Raw genomic sequence first — 17,976 nt, 5'->3', positions numbered from 1 at the left:
ACTATATCCCACAAAAGCCGGACACAACCTCAATCTGCAGCCCGCCTACACTGACGGCATGCCCTATCCAGTGCCCCGAGGCCGCAGAAGCCCTGTTTCGGCACCACCGCTTATCCTTCTACGAACTTTCCGTGCCCGGCCGCGTCTTTTTAAGATCTGCCCACTGAGCGCCATCGCGCCAAGGCGCCCCTCCCCTTGATGATGAATCGCCGCACCCTGCTCGTTTGCACCACCGCCTCCGCCGCCCTGGCGGCCCTAGGCATCACCCCCACCGTGCTGGCAGCCGGCAAAATCAAGCTGGGCGACGCCCGTCCCTTCAGCTTCGACGCCCTGATCGAACGCGCCCGCACCCTGGCGGGCAGACCCTATGCGCCTCCCGCCACGGCGCCCGCCGAGGTCCTGGCCAAGATCGACTACGAAGCCCACGGCAAGATCAGCTTCAAGGCCGATGAGGCACTATTCGTCGACGGGCCTGGGCAGTTTCCTGTGACCTTCTTCCACCTGGGCAACTTCTTCCGCCAGCCGGTGCGCATGCATGTCATCGACAGCGCCAAAGGCGCCCCGGCGGCACGCGAGATCGTGTACGACGGCGCGTACTTCGAGATGCCGGCCGACAGGAATGGAAGAAGAACGATTGGGCGGCGTTCCTGGGCGCCTCATATTTCCGCGCCATCGGCGAGCTTTACCAGTACGGTTTGTCCGCGCGCGGCATTGCCATCGACGTAGCCGAGGCGGGCCGCCCGGAGGAGTTTCCGAACTTCACGCATTTCTACTTCGAGACACCCACCGGCAACAGCAGCAGCAATGCCGACGCCGTTACGGTCTACGCCCTGCTCGACGGCCCTAGCGTGGCCGGCGCGTACCGCTTTGTCATGCAGCGTGGCAAAGGCGTGCTGATGGATATCGACTGCGCCCTGTTCCTGCGCAAGGATGTGGCACGCCTGGGGCTCACGCCGCTCACATCGATGTGCTGGTTCGCGGAAGCCAGCAAGGGCTACGCCGTGGACTGGCGCCCCGAGGTGCACGATTCCGACGGCCTGGCGATCTGGAACGGGGCCGGCGAGCATATCTGGCGCCCGCTCAACAACCCGCCGCGCACCACGGCATCCAGCTTTGGCGATGACAGCCCGCGCGGCTTCGGCCTGCTGCAGCGCGACCGCAACTTCGATCACTACCAGGACGGCGTGCACTATGAACGGCGGCCCAGCCTGTGGGTGGAACCGCGCGACGGCTGGGGCGCAGGTGCGGTGCAGCTCATCGAGATTCCCACCGATGACGAGATCCACGACAACATCGTTGCCATGTGGGTGCCCAAGGCACCTGCCAAGGCCGGCAGCGATTTCCGCCTGCGCTACCGGCTGCACTGGCTGGCCGACGAGCCTTATCCGACCCCGCTGGCGCGCTGCATCGCCACCCGGCTGGGCAACGGCGGGCAACCCGGACAGCCGCGGCCGCAAGGCGTGCGCAAGTTCATGGTGGAATTCAAGGGCGGTCCATTGGAGAAGCTGCCAGCCGGCACCAGGCCGGAAGCCGTGCTGACCAGCTCGCGCGGGACCTTCTCCTATGTGTTTACCGAACCCGTGCCCAATGGCGTGGCCGGGCACTGGCGCGCGCAGTTCGACCTCACGGTGGACGGCAAGGATCCGGTCGACCTGCGGCTGTTCCTGCGCCTCGATGGCAAGCCGCTATCGGAAACGTGGCTCTACCAGTACCACCCGTTCAACTCACCGACCGGTTCGGCCGCTTAGAACGAGGGCCCCGGCTGGCCGCAAGCATCACATGGATGGCAACCTGCCGGCCGGTGACCGACATAGCGCCGGCGTGATGTAGCCGGGCCCGGAGCGGGTATCATGGCGACGCAGCTCAACGCACTACAACGCGCAACAACGAACAACTACAACGGGATCCCACCCGCCCAATGATTTCCGCAGATCCAGCCGGCGCGGCCGGCACCGGCCCCGACGCTCTGCCCCGTGCCGAGCGTGCCTACCAGCACTTGCGCAACGCGATCCAGGCAGGGCAACTCCCCTCCGGCACCCGCCTGCGCGAAGTAGAACTAGCCGCCTCGCTGGGGCTGTCGCGCACGCCGGTGCGCGAGGCGCTATCGCGGCTGGAATCCGAAGGTCTGGTTGTCAACGAGCCCAACCGGGGCATGATGGTGACCCAGCTCGACGCCAGCATGGTGAGCGAACTCTATGTCATGCGCGAAGTGCTGGAAGGCACCGCCGCCGCGCTCGCCGCGCGTCACGCCACCGATGTGGAAATCTCGCTGCTGCGCGACATCGTCCAGCGCGACCTCGCCATCGCCGAACAGCCCGACAAGCTCGCCGCCAACAACCGGCTCTTCCACGAAACGCTGCACCGCTGCGCGCACAACCGCTACCTGCTCAAGACCTTGCGCTCGCTGCACGAGTCCATGGCGCTGCTGGGCCGCACCACGCTGGCGCTGCCGGGGCGCGCCCGGGTCTCCTACGAAGAGCACATCGCACTGGTGGAAGCCCTGGAGCAACGCGACGCCGCGCTAGCCGAGCAGATCACGCGCCGGCACATCCAGCAGGCATACAAGGCGCGGCTATCGATGTGGATCGAGGAACAGTCCGAGTCCTGAGCTTCAGGCCGCCGTAACCGCCCGCGCCCCGCGCCACGTACCCAGGCTTAGCACCGCCAGCGCCCCCAGGATCAACGCCACCGCACCCAACGTCTGCGGCGCGATCTGCTCGCTGCCCAGCCACGCGCCCACCGCCAGCGCCACCGGCGGGTTCACATAGACATAGCTTGAGGAAACCGTCGGCGAAACGTTTGCCACCAGGTACATATAGGCGGAAAACGCCACCAGCGACCCAGCCACCACCAGGTAGACCCATGCCCACCACGCCTGGCTGCTGACCGTGCGCGGCCAGGGCTCGCCAAACGCAAAGGACAAGACCAGCAAGATCGCCCCGCCGAGCAGCATCTCGGCGGCAAACGCCACCGCGCCCTGCGGCAAATCCAGGCGCCGGGCCAGCTGCGAGCCGAATGACCAGCTGCCGATGGCCACCAGCAAAGCCATGACGCCCGTGGCACTCGCGCGAAACTCCGCGCCGCCGGTCAGCACCAGGATGCCGGCGCTGCCCAGCGCAATGGCCAGCACCTCGTACCAGCGCGGCCGCGCGCCAAAGCAAATTCCCCAGAACAAGCCAAAAACAAGCCAAAAATCGGCATCGCGCCGATCATCACGGTGGTCGCCCCGGACGAGATGGTCTGCTCCGCCACCGCTGTCAGCCCCATCCCGCCGACCAGCAGGAAACCAGCCAGCACCCCGCAATTGCGCAACTGGCGCAACGTCGGCATGGCGGCGCCGCGATAGCGCAGCCACAGTGCCAGCAACAGGCCCGCGCAAAGAAAGCGCGAGCCCATCATCAGGAACGGCGCAAAGCTCTCCAGCGTGAAACGGATGGCGAGATAAGTCGTGCCCCAGACCAAGTAAGTGATCAGCAGGCAGAGCAGCAAGCGGGGTGAGGCGGTGAGCACGGGCAGACCAGGAGGAAGCACGGGGGCCTCCAAGATAGCGCGATCCGGTGTGCCAGCCAAAGGAAAATGACTCGCAAGGCTTGTGAGCCAATCTCACAAGGGTGAGCGGCGGAACCTGCGCCCATAAAAAAACCGGCCAAAAGGCGCTGCGCTCCTCGGAGCGACGCATCGGCCGGTTTTGCCGCGCGGAAGAGATCCGCGCCGGTTTGACATGGTACCTGCGGTTCCTCGCCAGGACGGATGCGTTAGCGCATCGCCGCAACGGGCAGCATGGAAACCGTCAAACCAAAACTACGTACATCAACAACGAACAATAGTTAACTACGACGCAGTACGGCAGCGTTTACTCTTGATTCTTGATGTCGGCGCTCGGGCGATCAGCCGTTTGCGAAGACGATCTTTGCCTTGCGTGCCAGTTGCCAGCAAATGGCGCCCGCAATCCCGCTGCGAACCAGCCACTACCCGCAGCTTCACGCAATCCGATGCAACCGATTGCAAAATACAACTGAAGAGGACCGCTCGCTGCCATAAGGGTTGCGGCCAGTCACCATGAAACAGGTCGCCGAACTCGCTGGCGTCCATGTGTCAACGGTTTCGCGCGCCCTGAATCCCGCAACACGTTCGATCGTCTTGCCCGAAGCCGTGGCAAGAGTCATGAAAGCCGCCAGCAAGCTCGGATACCGACTGGATCCCGTAGCGGCAAGTTTGCGAACCGGACGTTCGAAACTGATCGGCATCCTGATCCCCCAGGCCGCGACGAGCGTGTTCACCCCAATCCTTGCCGGAGCAACCGAACGTCTTGCCGCGCACGGCTACTTCGCGATCGTCGCTTACATAGGCACGCAGAGCGAAGCCCAACTTGAATTTGTACATGGCCTCATCGCGCGGCGCGTTGACGGGCTCATACTCGCCACGGTGACACGTCACGATCCGCTGGTATCGTTTTGTATCGAAAAAGGCGTGCCCACGGTGCTGGTAAACCGAACGGAAGACAATGCGAGATTGTCGGCTGTCGTTTCGGACGAGATGCTCGGCGCCCAGTTGGCCGTTGACCATCTCATCGAACTGGGGCATGTGAAGATCGGCCATATCGGCGGCCCCCCCGATCATTCAACCGGTTTCCTCAGACGCAAAGGCTTCTTGCAGGCACTCGCATCACATGGCCTCGATAGCAAGGGGGCTCCTTGCGAGGTGGCCGCCGCCTATACGCGGGAACATGGCAGGGAAGCTGCGAGCCGGTTGTTGAGTCAGAACGCGGAAGTGTCAGCGATCGTCGCTGCCAACGACTTGATTGCGCTCGGCGTATACGACGCGTTGCGCGAACACGGGTTGCAATGTCCACGTGACTTGTCGGTGGTCGGGCACAACGATATGCCGCTGGTCGACATGGTCGCCCCCCCTCTGACGACCATTCGTATCAGCCATCAGGAAATGGGGCGCCAAGTGGCCGATCTTCTTCAACAGGCCATTGACGTTCGGGACCAACCGGTACGTAACGTGGTGCTGCCCCCGAAACTCATCGTCAGAGGCTCGACCGCGCCGCCTCGCAAGCGCTGACCCGAGATTGCCCCTCCCCCGGCAAGCCTGACCAGGCGCCATCCCTGAATCCAGCTGGTCAGGCGAATCGCGACAAAACGCTGCCGCCAGCCCGCTTCAACGCTCCCCAACGTCCGGCTGACAGAACGGCGCATCGCTCCCCCGCGCCGGGAAATGCACGCGCTCGCCGGCGTCGCTTCTGCATTTCGCCGAAGCCAATCCATCTGGAAGCGCCCTGAAGTCAAAAAATCTCTTGACTGTCTCACTGCGCCGTTCATAATGCAATCGATTGCTGCAATCGATTGCATTAGATTGAGCAGCTAACCTTACTCCACGCTTCCTATGACAATGCACTCCTTATCTGGCAAGGTCGCCGTCATCCTTGGCGGCACAGGCGGGATTGGCCTTGCTGCCGGCAAAGCACTTGCCAGCCTTGGTGCGAGCGTAGTGCTGACTGGCCGCGATGCCGACACGGCATCGCATTCGGCCGCCGCACTGCCGGCCGGCAATCATCTCGCGGCGGTTGCCGAGATCGGCGACAGCGCGTCGCTGCGCGTGCTTGCTGATGACGTCCAACACCACTACGGTCGCGTGGACATCCTTGTGAACGCGGCCGGCTTTACGCGTTCCATTCCGCACGCGGACCTCGAAGCGCTAAGCGACGAGTTGATTGACGACTTGTTCGCCGTCAACTGGCGCGGCCAGTTTGCCGCCATCCGCGCCTTCGCGCCACATCTGCGCGCACACGGCGACGGGCTCGTGGTGAATGTCGGCTCCATTGCCGGGCGCACCGGCCAGGGCAGCAACGTGGCGTACTGCGCGGCCAAGGCCGGGCTGGATGTCATGGCGGTCTCGCTCGGGCGGGCGCTGGCGCCCCAGATCCGTGTCCTCAACGTCTCCCCGGGCGTCGTGGATACCGGCTTCGTCCCCGGGCGTAGCAGCGACTTCAATGAGCGCACCGCGAAGGCTGAATCGTAATACTTCCCCTCACCGACCATGCACGCACGCAAGACCATCATTACCTGCGCCGTCACCGGCAATATCGTCACCCCCGGGCAGCATCCCGCGCTGCCAGTCACCCCGGAGCAGATCGCCAACGCCGCGCTGGAAGCGGCCGAAGCCGGCGCTGCTGCCGCACATATCCACGTACGCGACCCCGAGACCGGTCGCCCCTCGATGTCGCTTGACTATTACGCTGACGTCATCGACCGCATCCGCCAGCGCAACCGCACGCTCATCATTAACCTGACGACGGGCCCGGGCGGCCGCTTCGTGCCGCGCGAGGATGAACCCCGTGTTGCGGCATCGGGAACGACCCTGCTGCATCCGCTGAAGCGCGTCGAACACATCTCGGCACTACGTCCGGACGTGTGTTCCCTCGACCTGAACACCATGAACTCGGGCGCCGACGTGGTGATGAATACGCCGGGCAATGTTCGCAAGATGGCCGCAGTGATTCGTGCTGCCGGCGTCATGCCCGAGCTTGAGATCTTCGATTCCGGAGACCTCAACATGGCACTCGACTTCATCCGCGAGGGCGTACTGGACGGCCCCGGCCTTTGGACCTTCGTCCTCGGCGTCAAGTACGGCTTCGCGCCCACGCCGGAAACCATCTTCTACGCGCGCAATATGCTGCCTGCCGGCGCCCACTGGTCGGCCTTCGGCATCGGCCGCGCGGAATTTCCCGTCGTGGCTCAGGCATGGCTGGCCGGCGGCCATGTCCGGGTGGGACTTGAAGACAATATCTATCTCGACAAAGGCGTGCTTGCGCCGAATAACGCAGCGCTGGTCACCAAAGCCGTCGATATCGTGCGCTCGCTTGGCGGAGAAATCGCCTCTGCCGCCGAAGCGCGACGCGCGCTCGGCCTGCGCGAAGCCTGAACCGATCCACTCAACGCATCGCAACCCAATCAGACAATGAGAGACAACGTGAACACTATCCGCATCACCGAGAAAGCCTCGGACATCGACTCCCTTCGCCTGCAACTGGCAGGCGTGGCCCGCCCCACTGCCGGCACCGGCCAGTGCGTGATCGAAGTGGTGAGCGCCGGCGTGAATCCGAGCGACGTCAAGGCAACCCTGGGTCTGATGCCGCATGCGGTGTGGCCGCGCACGCCGGGCCGTGACTATGCCGGGATCGTCGTGGACGGCCCGAGCGACATGGTCGGCCTGGAGGTCTGGGGTAGCGGCGGCGAACTAGGTATTCGCCGCGACGGCACTCACGGCCGATATCTAACCATCGAAGCACAATCAGTGCGGGCCAAGCCCGCGGCCCTGTCGCTGCTGGAAGCAGGCGCCGTTGGCGTACCTTTCATCACCGCTTATGAGGGCCTGCGTCGCGCTGGCATGCCTTCGGCCGGCGACGTCGTGCTGGTCTGCGGCGGCAACGGCAAAGTCGGCCAGGCCACGATTCAGATTGCCACTGCCCTAGGCGCCCGCGCTCTCGCCGTTGAACGCACGGCCGAGGCCTACCGGGGCCACGCCAATGGCCCCGTGCGCATGATTGACGCCAGCAGCGAAGCCATTGCCGCCGTGGTACGCGACGAAACGGCTGGCCACGGTGCCGACATCGTCTACAACACCGTAGGTAGCCCGTATTTCGAGCAGGCCAATCAGGCCATGGCCATTGGTGCCAAGCAAATCTTCATCTCGACCATCGAGAAGGCGATGCCCTTCGACATTTTCGCGTTCTACCGTGGCCAGCACACTTACGTCGGCGTCGATACACTGGCGCTTGACAGTGCCGCCTGCGCGCGCATTCTCGATGCATTGGCTCCGATGTTCGCCCAGGGCAAGCTTCAGCCCTTCTCCGTACTGCCGGCCTACACCTACAGCCTCGAGCGGGCCGACCAGGCCTATCGGGCGGTGCTGCAGGGCGCGACCGAGCGTGTGGTGCTCAAGCCATGAACACCACACGTTTTAACGAAGCACCGGTGTACTTTCCGCCAAATCACCATGGCATGCATTGCCTGCGTCTGCAGGGGCACGAGGCAGGGCTGTCCGAGGCACTGTGGCTGGGCGTCTCCGTCCTGCTGCCAGGTGGACAGACGTCCATGGATGCTTCGCCGGTGGAAAAACATTACGTGGTGCTCGAAGGCCGGGTCTGCATCCACACACCGGAAGAATCCGTGCAGCTTGACCAGTTCGACTCCGTTCGGCTGGCACCCAACGAGGCGCGCCAGGTGTCGAATCCGCATAACAGACCGGCCCTGCTGTTACTGGCTATGCCGTACCAGAAGCTTTGAGCTTCGAGCCGGGCTGCGCACGCATCTTGCGTGGCCCTGGCAATGCCACTGAAATCGCGGGCAGAGATCCGCAGGCTGATTCGCAACTTGACTTCTGAAGTATCCGCAGTGAGGAGGACACCAATGATCCGAAATACCCGCCCTTGCGTACTTTTGCCGCGGGCCGCGCGGACGGCTTGCCCGGCTACGCGTTCGATTCGTGGTATCAGCAAGCTGGCGCCTGTGGTGCGGCAGTCTGCCGCGACAAGCGGGCAGTAAGCTAAACACCACGCCACGGCAAGCTTCTCCATGTCCGAGCGCAAGCGTGTCACGCTTAAAGACCTCGCCGTCGAGATCGACGTCCACTATTCCACCGTTTCCCGCGTGATGAATCCGGCCACGCGGCACCTTGTGGCGCGGGACGTCGTGGCACGCGTCCTGGAGGTGGCGCACGCATGGGGTTTCCGCCCCAACCGCATTGCCGCGGGCTTGCGTACGCAGCGCTCTGGCCTGGTCGGCGTTGTACTGCCCGACCTAGCAAACCCAGTGTTTCCGCCCATCCTGGCCGGAATCGAGGCGATGCTGGCTCAACACGGCTATGTCCCGATCGTCATCAATGCGGGTACCGACAAGAGCCGCCAGCGCTTCGTGATAGACCAGATTGTCGCGCGCCAGGTGGAAGGTTTGCTCCTGGCGACTGCCGAGCGAGACGACCCGCTACTCGATTACTGCCTCGCCCAGCATGTCCCGGTGGTCCTAGTCAACCGGGGGGAAGACACCGGCCGTGCATCCTGCGTGGTCAACGACAACTTACTCGCCATGCGCATGACAGTGGACCACCTGGTGGCGCTCGGCCATCGACGCATTGGCCATATCGCTGGCCCGGAAGTCTTGTCCACCGGGCATTTGCGGCGCGAGGGCTTCGAGCACGCTGTGCGGCGCCATCGGCTGCGGCGAGACGCCTGGCGCGTCGTCGAGGCAGCCAGCTATTCCCGCCAGGCCGGCCACGAAGCCTGTGCCCGGTTGTTCGAAGCCCTCCCGGGGCTTACCGCCATCGCGGCCGGCAACGATCTAGTTGCGATGGGCTGCTATGACTACTTGCGTGCCACTGGCATACGCTGCCCGGAAGATGTCTCTGTGGCCGGACACAATGACATGCCTTTCGTCGACGCACTCGTCCCGCCGCTTACCACGATCCGAATGGCCATGCGTGACATGGGCGAACAGGCAACAGCCCTGCTGCTCCGGCAAATCGAATCGCCGCATGGCAAAGCGGTGACGGCGAAACTGGTGCCGAAGTTGGTCGTTCGTGGCTCGACGGCACAACCAACCCACCTCGCCTCTCCCCGGCACGGCAAAACCATTCAGTCAGTCCGAACTTGAGCTTTGGCAACTTGATCTGCTTACATCGACCCGCAATCGATTGTGCATGACACTTACTGATATTCGATTTACACCCACTCAGCAAAAGCGAGGTTTCACATGGCAAATGAGCAGCAACAGAAGCATGTCCGGCGCTATATCAAGCGCGATGCCGCGCAACAGCGAGCGTACTCACCCGCAGTCATCACGCGAGGCGGCACCATCGTATGGTTGGCAGGCCAAACCGTGGTCGAGGACGGACAGGGTAATTCCCTTGCCGGAAACTTCGACGGACAAGCGCGTGAGGTCATTCGTCGGATCTCCAAAACCCTCGAAGAGGCGGGGGGAACGCTCGCGGACATTGTCACGATGACTGTATCGATCACCGACGGGCGCTATGGCGATCAGTTCACCAAGATCCGCAAAGACGTGTTCGGCGACAATTTTCCTGCTAGTGCGCTGATCACCGTCACTGGCCTGGCCAAACCGGAAATGCTGGTTGAAGTACAGGCCATTGCCGTCGTCGACTGAACGGCTGAGTAAATCCGCGCATAGCGCGGTCGCCACGTCACCGGGCGAGGATGCCAATGCATCTTCGCCCGTATTGCTTTGGCGGTACCCCGCCGGCTAGCGTGACCAGCCGGCTGCTTGCTGTGCCAGTCGAAGGTATTGCCGGTCCACACAATCAACAAATGGCCCATTAGTCGGCACCAATGCGTGGCTGTCGCGAATACGCGAGACCAGAGCCAGACCTGCGTCCGGAATTTCCATATCTCGGATCAGTCCATGTGCCGGGTCCACCAGGTCATCGAGCACGGCGCGCGCGTCGTCGCGCGTGAGCTGGGCGAACTCTGTCCGCAGGATTTCGACGATCGCATTGCCGTTACTCGCGTCGAAGATCCAATTCAACGCCTCCCGATACGCCAGTAAGAATCCCACCAGTTGCGCCCGATTTCGGCATGCCCAAGACTGCAGGACCGCACCCACCGTTCCCAGGTAGTCCGCGAATAGCGACTTGCCGCTCACGAGGACATTGCATCCTTGGCCTTCCGCCAGCCGCTCGAAGGGGGTGCGCACCAATGTCCCGTCGTGCTTGCCGGCGACCAGCGCACGATACCGGTTGCCTGTGCCGCCCGCTGCATCGAATGCCACATCGGTCAACGCAATGCGGTTCGCGGCAAGGATTTCCCGCAGCAGAAACGCAAAGCCGGTAGTCAGCGCGTCTACCGAAAGCGTCTTGCCTCGCAGTTGCGAAACCGCGGTGATCTCTGGCCGCGACATCAACGACAGAAATCCATGATCGCCTCCCATGAATGCCACGAGGTCTGGCGCGCTGCCGTTTGCCGTTTCGCCCTGTCCGCTCCGATACGCCAGAACGTTGTCCACGCTCGTCAAGGCGATTTGTGCCGTGCCCGATGTCAGGCGGTTGACCATGTCGACCGATCCCTTGACGTACTCCAGGCTGACTTCCAACCCGTGCTTCTCGAAGTGCCGTTGCCGGTGCCCTACCCAGATCGGAAGGTTGAAGGCGCCTTCGAAACCGAGGACGGTTATCCTGTTCATGTGAACTCCTCAAAAATTGACGCAATCGATTGCATAATAGTTCCACGACTCCATCGGAGTCAAGGCGCGCTGCTGCGGATTACCGTTTTGCGCTTGAGGATTATGGGCGCCGCGGCATTCGATATGCACGCATCCCAGCCTTCAACATTGACTTTGACAATCGCCTCTTTTGAAGCTAGCATGCAAACGATTGCAAGGAGAAACGTAATGACGAAATCTGTGCAGCAAGGCAGCATTGTCAGCGATGCCGCGTCGGTAACGGACGTCGTGCTTGCCGCAATGAGCAGGACCGAAAATCCGCGTCTCAAGGAGATCCTGAATGCACTGGTCGAGCATGGCCATGCATTCCTGAATCAGGTAAAGCTGAGCGACGATGAATATGAACAGGGGCTGGATTTCCTGCGAAGGGTGGGTCTGACGTGCACCGACTCCCATAACGAGGTCGTGCTCCTGGCGGATGTGCTTGGCTACTCCACGCTGGTCAAGGTGCTGAACAACTCCATGCGCGAAGATCGCACTGGCGGAGCGTTGCTTGGCCCCTTCTTCCGTGACGGCTCACCGCACTATGAACTCGGCGCATCGATCGTCCAGGAAGATACGACGGCAACACCGATCTTTGTCAGCGGACGAGTTCTCAATATACGCCGTGAGCCGATCCAGGGCGCGAGGGTGGACGTGTGGCAGGCCTCGCCTATCGGCCTCTATGAGAATCAGGATCCGGACCAACCGGAGATGAACCTGAGGGGCCATTTCTTTACGGATGCGAACGGCGACTTCCACTTCCGAAGCCTGAGGCCAGCCGGTTACCCGGTACCCACGCATGGCCCCGTCGGAGACCTCCTGCGTATCCAGCGTCGCCACCCATATCGCCCGGCACACCTGCATTTCGTCGTTTTCGCGGAAGGTCACGACACGCTGATCTCGCAGATCTTTGCCGATGATGCCGAGTACCTGGACTCGGATGTCACATTCGGTGTCACGCGAGACCTAATCGGCAAGTTCGACCGGCATGAGGCAAGGTCCGGCCCTCGCCCCGGACAGCAGGCGCCGTACTACACCCTGCATTGCGAATTCCTGCTCGCGCAAGGCACTCCGACACGCCCAGTACCGCCGATCAAATAGGCAACCGCACGCAGCAGGGCACAGACTCAATCCGGGGATTGATGCCCTGCTCATCAGCGGACTTTCAACGCCCGCTCTTTTTCTGCGGGCATCTGCGCGCAAGCGCGCTAACGCTCGGAGCCGACAAGTTGAATACCCTACAGCCCCCCTCGCCTCTCCTGCCTGTCATCGATCTAAGCGCCTTTATTGCCCAGGGGACGCAAATCATCGGGGACGTGACCATCGGGACTCAGTCGTCCATCTGGTTCAACTGCGTCCTGCGTGGGGATGTGCAGCGCATCTCCATTGGCCATCGGACCAATATTCAGGACGGCACGATCATCCATGGCACCACCAACGGACTGCCATGCATTGTTGGCGATGACGTCACTGTCGGCCACGGGGCGATCCTGCATGCTTGTACGCTTGAAGACAACGCCTTCGTCGGCTTCGGCGCGCGCGTCCTGGATGGTGCCATCGTCCAGTCAGGAGGCATGCTTGCCGCGGGCGCGGTACTGTCTCCGCGCAAGGTGGTCGGTTCTGGAGAGTTGTGGGCGGGAAATCCTGCTCGTCTCCTCCGACCACTTACAGACGAGGAAAGGCAGGGCCTGAATGCAACCGCCGTACGCTATGTCGAACTCGCCAGGCGGTACTTGGATAATCAGTTTGCCGTCATGACGTTCTAACGGCGCGCAAGCAAGCTGATTGACGCGAACACGGCCAATCCTTGTTGCATCCAGGTCTCCCCGCTCCGACAGTGTCTTGGAAGCGGGGAAACCTGCGCGTCAGAATGCGTGTTTTATGCCCATCATCGCGCCAAGCTGGTTGCCTCCCGGCTTCGGCGCAGCACTGCTTGTATCACCACTGCTGACCGACAACGCGAGATTGCCTCGATTGTCGATAAAGCCGGCGGTCAGATACACCGCAGTGCGTTTGGAGAACGAGTAGGTTCCGCGAATCGCCTCAAGCCAGGCCTTGTTCGGACTGTTGTTGTAGCGCAGGAAATACACCTCGCCGGCCAGGTTGAATGCAGGCGTGATGTCGTAGGAAAGCCCACCGTAGTAGAGCTGGCTATGCGGCGTGGCGCTGCCTTCATTATTGCGAAGCGTACCCCCAACACCGATTTTCATATTGGACATCGCCATATAAACACCAAAGATCCAGCGATCGTCCTTCCGGCTGCTGCTGGTCAAGCCGCCAGTGGCGCCCGCGCCGCCACGCATCGATTCATATGCCGTGGAAACGCCCCAAGTGTTCGCGTCATACGCCAGCATCGCCGACCAATCACGGCACGCGGACTTGTCGGCCGGATTCTCACCAGCGCAATTGGCCCCGGCGGGCGCATTGACTGTGTCACGACCCAGGCTATAGGTGCCGCCGATCGTCACCCCGCCGAACTTTCCCTTGTACCCGATAGCGTTGTCGGCTCGGGGATTGGCCCGAAAGCTATCCAGGGCGTTTCCGCCATAGATGTTTGACGTCAGGATATCGGAGTCTAGGGTCGACCAGAACTGCATCGTAAATTGCCGCCCAAAGGTCAGTTGCCCCCAACGCTCATCGCTAAGCCCTACGAATGCCTGGCGTCCGAACAATCGGCCACCTTGCCCCGAAGTACCTGAGTCCGGTGCGAAACCGGATTCGAGCACGAATACACTCTTGAGTCCGCCGCCGAGATCCTCCACGCCGCGCAGGCCCCAGCGCGAAGGTACGGTGCCAGTCAGATTCGGCATGCGCGCGACGCCGTGGCCGGCCGCGCCGACATGATTGACATACTCCACACCCGCGTCGATCAGGCCGTACAGCGTGACCGACTGTGCAGCGGCAATGGCCGGGACCGTCGCCAGCGCGGCGGCTACCCACTTGCAAGTTTTCATTTGATTTCTCCTCTGCCATGCCGCTCCACCGGCTGCATGGCTCTCCTTCCTTGTCATGGGAGATTTCATTCTACAAACGATTGCATGGCCTTTGCAATCGATTGCATGATCGGGATCTACCCTATCGTCTGAGAGCAACAGTCGGAGCACTCGGGGCGGTTGCCAGGGCGCAGATCGCCATGGCAGCGGCAATGCCCTGGATGCCAGGAGCGGTACGCCGGCGGGAAGAGGGACTCAATTTCATCTGATACCTCACATGTCAATGGAGATGGCGCTGTCTGGCCCTCGGGACCATGTACGGTCCGGAGGGCGAGGCGAGGCTGTCTTGTCGCGCTGACTCCCCCTCCACGTCGCCGGTTTGCTATGTCTCAGAAAACATGCTTGATGCCGAGCATGCCGCCGAGCTGCGATACGCCGGGCGGCGGCGGCGTCGCGCCATCGACCGCTATCGCCGACTGACCGCGGTTATTGATGTAGCCCGTCGTCGCGTAGACAAGCGTGCGCTTCGTGAAGGCATAGCTGGCGCGCAGCGCGAATAGCCACGCCTTGTTGCTGGTGTCGTGGAAACGCAGTAGGTAGGCCTGACCCGCAAGCGTGAATGCGGGTGTGATGTCGTAGGCAGCGCCCACGTACCAGAGATCGCTGCGAGGGGTGCTGCTGCCGTCGTTATTGCGCCAGATGACGCCGGCGCCGACCTTGGCCTTGTCGAAGATTGCATAGGCGGTGGCTGTCGCACGCTTGTCGGTCATGTTACTTCTGACCAAACCGCCAAAGGCCCCCGGACCGCCGCGGTTCTCGTCGTACGCAGCGGCAACGCCCCACCAGGCCGTCTGATACTGGAGCAGCGCCGACCACTCGCGGCACGTACGCGAGTCGGCCGGATTTTCCCCCGCACAATTCGTACCGGCGGGGCTCGGCCCCGCGTTCACGGTATCGCGGCCGAAGCTATAGGTCGCGCCGACCGTCAGGCCATTAAACGTCCCCTTGTACGACACCGCATTGTCCGCGCGGCCGAACGTCATGTAGCTGTCCAAGCTCGACGAGCCAAATATGTTCGCGCCGAGAATGTCGGAATCCAGATAGGACCAGTAGAGCATCGTCACCTGGCGGCCAAATGCCACCTGGCCCCACGCGCCGTTCAGGCCCACGAACGCCTGCCGCCCGAACAGTCGCCCGCCCATGCTGGAGCTTCCGGAATCCGGAAAGAAGCCGGACTCCAGTACAAAGATGCTCTTCAGCCCGCCACCAAGGTCTTCCGTCCCACGCAGGCCCCAGCGTGAGGGAACCGTGCCGGTATTGCCCATCAGGCGGGCGACACCGTTCTTCGCGGAACCAACGTTATTGACATACTCCATGCCGGTATCGATGACGCCATACAGCGTCACCGACTGTGCCGTAGCCAGGACTGGCAGCAACGCAACCGCCGCAGCGACCAGCCTCACCAACTTCAACGCTCCCCATTCTTCCCGTCCCATCATGTTCCAATCTCCTTCATGCAGTTTCTGTGGTTTTCTGTGCAACACCGCGAGCTTCGCTAACGGCTCCGGTGCCGGGAATTTCAGCCCAACCGCCATCATTGAGCAAGCGATCAAATTTAATGAATTCAGAAGAAAAACTAGCACCAAGTTGTCATGGGTTTTCAGGTGCGCCAATGCGGCGAAACGGCACACGGATGCAGTTCAGCGGCTACGGCCGTAGCCATATCCGTTTTCGAATCCAGGAGAGGGAATGCATCAGGCGGACGCGGCGTAACGCGCCATGTGGGCGGATACGTGCAGCGGATACATGGAGCGAATCCATGCATCCGAAGCCAAGGCCGCGGGCCACCTGCCCATAACCCCGGGGCACGGATAGGTGGCCTCCCGCGGTTTAGTGCCTGGTGCTACCAAACCGGGGCGGTGGAGAGTGCTGACAGCCAGTCAGCGGGGCAGACAAGGGGTCTGCCTGGAGCACTTGTCGCCGATCACTGCAATCGCCTGAATTTCGATCTGCATCCCCGGCACTGCCAGGTTCGATACCGTGATCTGTGCACTGGCCGGGAAGTTCCTGTCCGGGAACATCTCGCTGCGTACCTTGGAGAAGGTGGCGCCATTGCGTGCGTCCGTCAAATAGGCTGTCATGCTCACGATGTCCTTGAGGCTGCCGCCGGCACGCTTGAGCGTCTGATCGATCAGCGCGAACACGGTACGCGTCTGGGCTTCGAAATCGCCTTTGATATCCTTGCCAGTGAGGTCCGTGGTCGTGGTCTCCCCCGCCAGCCAGACGATGCGTCCTCCTTCGGTCACCACCGCGGGCGAATAGGTGCGCCCTTTGGTGCGCTCGCCTTGCTCCATGTATTCCGCCGCCCGCGCGGTACCCGTCAGAGTGCTGGCAACAAGCAGCGCTGCGACAAGCGTCGTCAGACTCTTTCTCATCGATTATTTCCTCCGTTATTGGCGCGGCGCCATAGCCTCGCCGGTCTTGAATCAGGTCAGTCCGCATGCCTGGGCCCAGGCGCGCCGGCAGTGACAGCCATGACACAGCAGTACCTTGCCATCGACCATCACCGTATCGATGTTGGACGGCTGCGCCGAGTACACGATCGCGTACATCGGGTCGATGACGGGTGCCATGTTGGCATCGGCGGTGCGCACCATGATGATGTCGGCGCGCTTGCCCGCAGTGATCGAACCAATCCGGTCGTCGAGACCGAGGTCGCGTGCACCGTCGATGGTGGCCAGTTCGAGCAGCCGGCGCGGCGTCAACGGAACGCTGATACCGAAGCGCTGCTTGTGCGACCACAGCAATGCGCGAATGCAACTGAAGTAGTCGGCGTTGGCCGACGCCGCCGAGCTGTCCACGGAGAGGCTTTGCTGTACACGGTAATCGACCAGTTCCTGGAACTGGATCTCGCCACGGGTCGCCTGGGCATAGTGCATCTCGATCACAGGCGAGCACGAGAATGTCGTACCGGCGGCGGCGAGCAGCCTGCCTTCTTCGGGCGAGATTCCCTGTGGATGAACAAGTTGCAGATCCGGTCCCAGCAGGTCATGCTCGGCGAGTACCGACACCACGCCAGGACGCGCGTGCATGGTGATGGGCAGTCCCATCGCCCGGATGGCGCTCATCTCGGCCTTGACCAGCGCGATTGGCACGGCGCCTCGCGGGTTGGCGACCGGCGTGCGCACTGCCGCGCCCAGCGTCAGCAGGGTGGAGTCCGGCATGCCGTGCTGCTGCACGCGCGCCAGGTCGCCGAGGTCCATCATCTGGTCGAGCGGGAGTTCCTGCCCCCAACCGTAGGAGAACCGGCCCCGGATGCCCATTTCGTGCATGGCCAGCAATTCCGCGTCCGCATGTTCCGGACTGCGGGTGTTGTGCGACCAGTTGTTCACCGTGGTGATGCCCGATGCAATCCCCTCGGTCAACCCAAGCCGGACCGACCGGTACGAATCCTCCGCAGAGAAGAGTGGTCCCACCTTCAGTGTCACGGGAAAGTATCCACGCTCCGGATCGTCGCCACGCACGAGCGCGCGCAATGCGCTGTTCCAGAGATGCCAGTGCGTGTCGACGAGGCCAGGCATGACGATCATGCCGCGCGCGTCGATTTCGGCCATGCCCCTTCTGTGCAGGCCCGCACCCACAGCGACAATCTCCCCGTCGACGACATGCACGTCGGCATTCGGCAAGTCGCCGAGCGATGGATCCATGGTGAGCACATGGCCGTCGCGAATCACGAACTCCGTACCATCGGGCAGTGCCCGTTCCTTCCCTGCCTTGCCGCTGTTCTTGTTCTGCAACATCGATGCCTCCGACACGCTGCGCTGATG

15 protein-coding genes and 2 pseudogenes are annotated in these 17,976 nt (G+C 62.4%); 11 read left to right on the top strand and 6 right to left on the bottom strand.

Annotated features, from left to right (window positions below; genetic code table 11):
- The first annotated feature begins 198 nt into the window (after positions 1–198).
- Positions 199–1,748: pseudogene (locus OR16_RS01590) on the top strand (glucan biosynthesis protein).
- Positions 1,749–1,918: 170 nt separating this feature from the next.
- Positions 1,919–2,608, top strand: coding sequence for a GntR family transcriptional regulator (locus tag OR16_RS01585; protein ID WP_006156221.1), 690 nt, complete (start codon positions 1,919–1,921; stop codon positions 2,606–2,608).
- Positions 2,609–2,611: 3 nt separating this feature from the next.
- Here OR16_RS01585 and OR16_RS01580 read toward each other — a convergent pair.
- A pseudogene (locus tag OR16_RS01580) lies at positions 2,612–3,510 on the bottom strand (EamA family transporter).
- Between the two features lie 549 nt (positions 3,511–4,059).
- On the opposite strand from OR16_RS01580, the gene OR16_RS01575 reads away from it, so the two are divergent.
- The 7 genes from OR16_RS01575 (at position 4,060) to OR16_RS01545 (ending at position 10,163) form a co-directional block, all read left to right on the top strand.
- Complete coding sequence (locus OR16_RS01575) at positions 4,060–5,067, top strand: LacI family DNA-binding transcriptional regulator (RefSeq protein WP_050982851.1); 1,008 nt, start codon at positions 4,060–4,062, stop codon at positions 5,065–5,067.
- Positions 5,068–5,388: 321 nt separating this feature from the next.
- Positions 5,389–6,024, top strand: coding sequence for an SDR family NAD(P)-dependent oxidoreductase (locus tag OR16_RS01570; RefSeq protein ID WP_006156219.1), 636 nt, complete (start codon positions 5,389–5,391; stop codon positions 6,022–6,024).
- Between the two features lie 18 nt (positions 6,025–6,042).
- A complete protein-coding gene (locus OR16_RS01565; RefSeq protein WP_006156218.1) occupies positions 6,043–6,927 on the top strand; it encodes a 3-keto-5-aminohexanoate cleavage protein in 885 nt (294 codons plus the stop codon).
- 48 nt (positions 6,928–6,975) lie between these two features.
- Positions 6,976–7,953 carry a quinone oxidoreductase family protein gene (locus OR16_RS01560; protein ID WP_006156217.1) on the top strand — a complete coding sequence of 326 codons (978 nt, stop codon included), beginning with the start codon at positions 6,976–6,978 and terminating at the stop codon, positions 7,951–7,953.
- A complete protein-coding gene (locus OR16_RS01555) occupies positions 7,950–8,291 on the top strand; it encodes a cupin domain-containing protein (RefSeq protein WP_006156216.1) in 342 nt (113 codons plus the stop codon). The genes OR16_RS01560 and OR16_RS01555 overlap by 4 nt, the downstream gene beginning before the upstream one ends.
- A gap of 288 nt (positions 8,292–8,579) precedes the next feature.
- Complete coding sequence (locus OR16_RS01550) at positions 8,580–9,653, top strand: LacI family DNA-binding transcriptional regulator (protein WP_006156215.1); 1,074 nt, start codon at positions 8,580–8,582, stop codon at positions 9,651–9,653.
- 99 nt (positions 9,654–9,752) lie between these two features.
- A complete protein-coding gene (locus OR16_RS01545) occupies positions 9,753–10,163 on the top strand; it encodes a RidA family protein (RefSeq protein WP_006156214.1) in 411 nt (136 codons plus the stop codon).
- Positions 10,164–10,259: 96 nt separating this feature from the next.
- Here the strand turns inward: OR16_RS01545 and OR16_RS01540 are convergent, their stop codons facing one another.
- Positions 10,260–11,195 carry an ABC transporter substrate-binding protein gene (locus OR16_RS01540; RefSeq protein ID WP_006156213.1) on the bottom strand — a complete coding sequence of 312 codons (936 nt, stop codon included), beginning with the start codon at positions 11,193–11,195 and terminating at the stop codon, positions 10,260–10,262.
- Positions 11,196–11,402: 207 nt separating this feature from the next.
- Here OR16_RS01540 and OR16_RS01535 point away from each other — a divergent pair, with 207 nt between their 5' ends.
- Together OR16_RS01535 and OR16_RS01530 are read left to right on the top strand one after the other, a co-directional pair.
- Complete coding sequence (locus OR16_RS01535) at positions 11,403–12,317, top strand: dioxygenase (RefSeq protein WP_006156212.1); 915 nt, start codon at positions 11,403–11,405, stop codon at positions 12,315–12,317.
- Between the two features lie 128 nt (positions 12,318–12,445).
- The gene (locus tag OR16_RS01530; protein ID WP_006156211.1) at positions 12,446–12,982 is read left to right on the top strand and encodes a gamma carbonic anhydrase family protein; all 537 of its coding nucleotides are present in this window, start codon (positions 12,446–12,448) and stop codon (positions 12,980–12,982) included.
- A 99-nt stretch (positions 12,983–13,081) separates the two neighbouring features.
- Here OR16_RS01530 and OR16_RS01525 read toward each other — a convergent pair whose 3' ends face one another.
- From OR16_RS01525 to OR16_RS01510, 4 genes are all read right to left on the bottom strand, one after another.
- A complete protein-coding gene (locus OR16_RS01525; protein WP_006156210.1) occupies positions 13,082–14,170 on the bottom strand; it encodes a porin in 1,089 nt (362 codons plus the stop codon).
- A 368-nt stretch (positions 14,171–14,538) separates the two neighbouring features.
- Entirely contained in the window at positions 14,539–15,621 is a 1,083-nt protein-coding gene (locus OR16_RS01520; RefSeq protein ID WP_006156209.1) for a porin, read from the bottom strand.
- A gap of 468 nt (positions 15,622–16,089) precedes the next feature.
- Positions 16,090–16,584 carry a RidA family protein gene (locus tag OR16_RS01515; protein WP_100227810.1) on the bottom strand — a complete coding sequence of 165 codons (495 nt, stop codon included), beginning with the start codon at positions 16,582–16,584 and terminating at the stop codon, positions 16,090–16,092.
- 51 nt (positions 16,585–16,635) lie between these two features.
- Complete coding sequence (locus tag OR16_RS01510) at positions 16,636–17,949, bottom strand: amidohydrolase family protein (protein ID WP_006156207.1); 1,314 nt, start codon at positions 17,947–17,949, stop codon at positions 16,636–16,638.
- Between the last annotated feature and the right edge of the window lie 27 nt (positions 17,950–17,976).

The organism is Cupriavidus basilensis OR16, from assembly GCF_000243095.1.
In the GTDB taxonomy this organism is placed as follows: Bacteria; Pseudomonadota; Gammaproteobacteria; order Burkholderiales; family Burkholderiaceae; genus Cupriavidus; species Cupriavidus basilensis_D.
Note: the sequence above shows the minus strand (reverse complement) of the source record. Positions and strands in the feature narration are given on the sequence as shown.

Excerpts from the sequence above, each read along its gene's own strand:
- OR16_RS01585 (WP_006156221.1), top strand. The coding sequence starts at position 1,919 with ATGATTTCCGCAGATCCAGCCGGCGCGGCCGGCACCGGCCCCGACGCT.
- OR16_RS01575 (WP_050982851.1), top strand. The coding sequence starts at position 4,060 with ATGAAACAGGTCGCCGAACTCGCTGGCGTCCATGTGTCAACGGTTTCG.
- OR16_RS01570 (WP_006156219.1), top strand. The coding sequence starts at position 5,389 with ATGACAATGCACTCCTTATCTGGCAAGGTCGCCGTCATCCTTGGCGGC.
- OR16_RS01565 (WP_006156218.1), top strand. The coding sequence starts at position 6,043 with ATGCACGCACGCAAGACCATCATTACCTGCGCCGTCACCGGCAATATC.
- OR16_RS01555 (WP_006156216.1), top strand. The coding sequence starts at position 7,950 with ATGAACACCACACGTTTTAACGAAGCACCGGTGTACTTTCCGCCAAAT.
- OR16_RS01550 (WP_006156215.1), top strand. The coding sequence starts at position 8,580 with ATGTCCGAGCGCAAGCGTGTCACGCTTAAAGACCTCGCCGTCGAGATC.
- OR16_RS01545 (WP_006156214.1), top strand. The coding sequence starts at position 9,753 with ATGGCAAATGAGCAGCAACAGAAGCATGTCCGGCGCTATATCAAGCGC.
- OR16_RS01540 (WP_006156213.1), bottom strand. The coding sequence starts at position 11,195 with ATGAACAGGATAACCGTCCTCGGTTTCGAAGGCGCCTTCAACCTTCCG.
- OR16_RS01535 (WP_006156212.1), top strand. The coding sequence starts at position 11,403 with ATGACGAAATCTGTGCAGCAAGGCAGCATTGTCAGCGATGCCGCGTCG.
- OR16_RS01525 (WP_006156210.1), bottom strand. The coding sequence starts at position 14,170 with ATGAAAACTTGCAAGTGGGTAGCCGCCGCGCTGGCGACGGTCCCGGCC.
- OR16_RS01515 (WP_100227810.1), bottom strand. The coding sequence starts at position 16,584 with ATGAGAAAGAGTCTGACGACGCTTGTCGCAGCGCTGCTTGTTGCCAGC.
- OR16_RS01510 (WP_006156207.1), bottom strand. The coding sequence starts at position 17,949 with ATGTTGCAGAACAAGAACAGCGGCAAGGCAGGGAAGGAACGGGCACTG.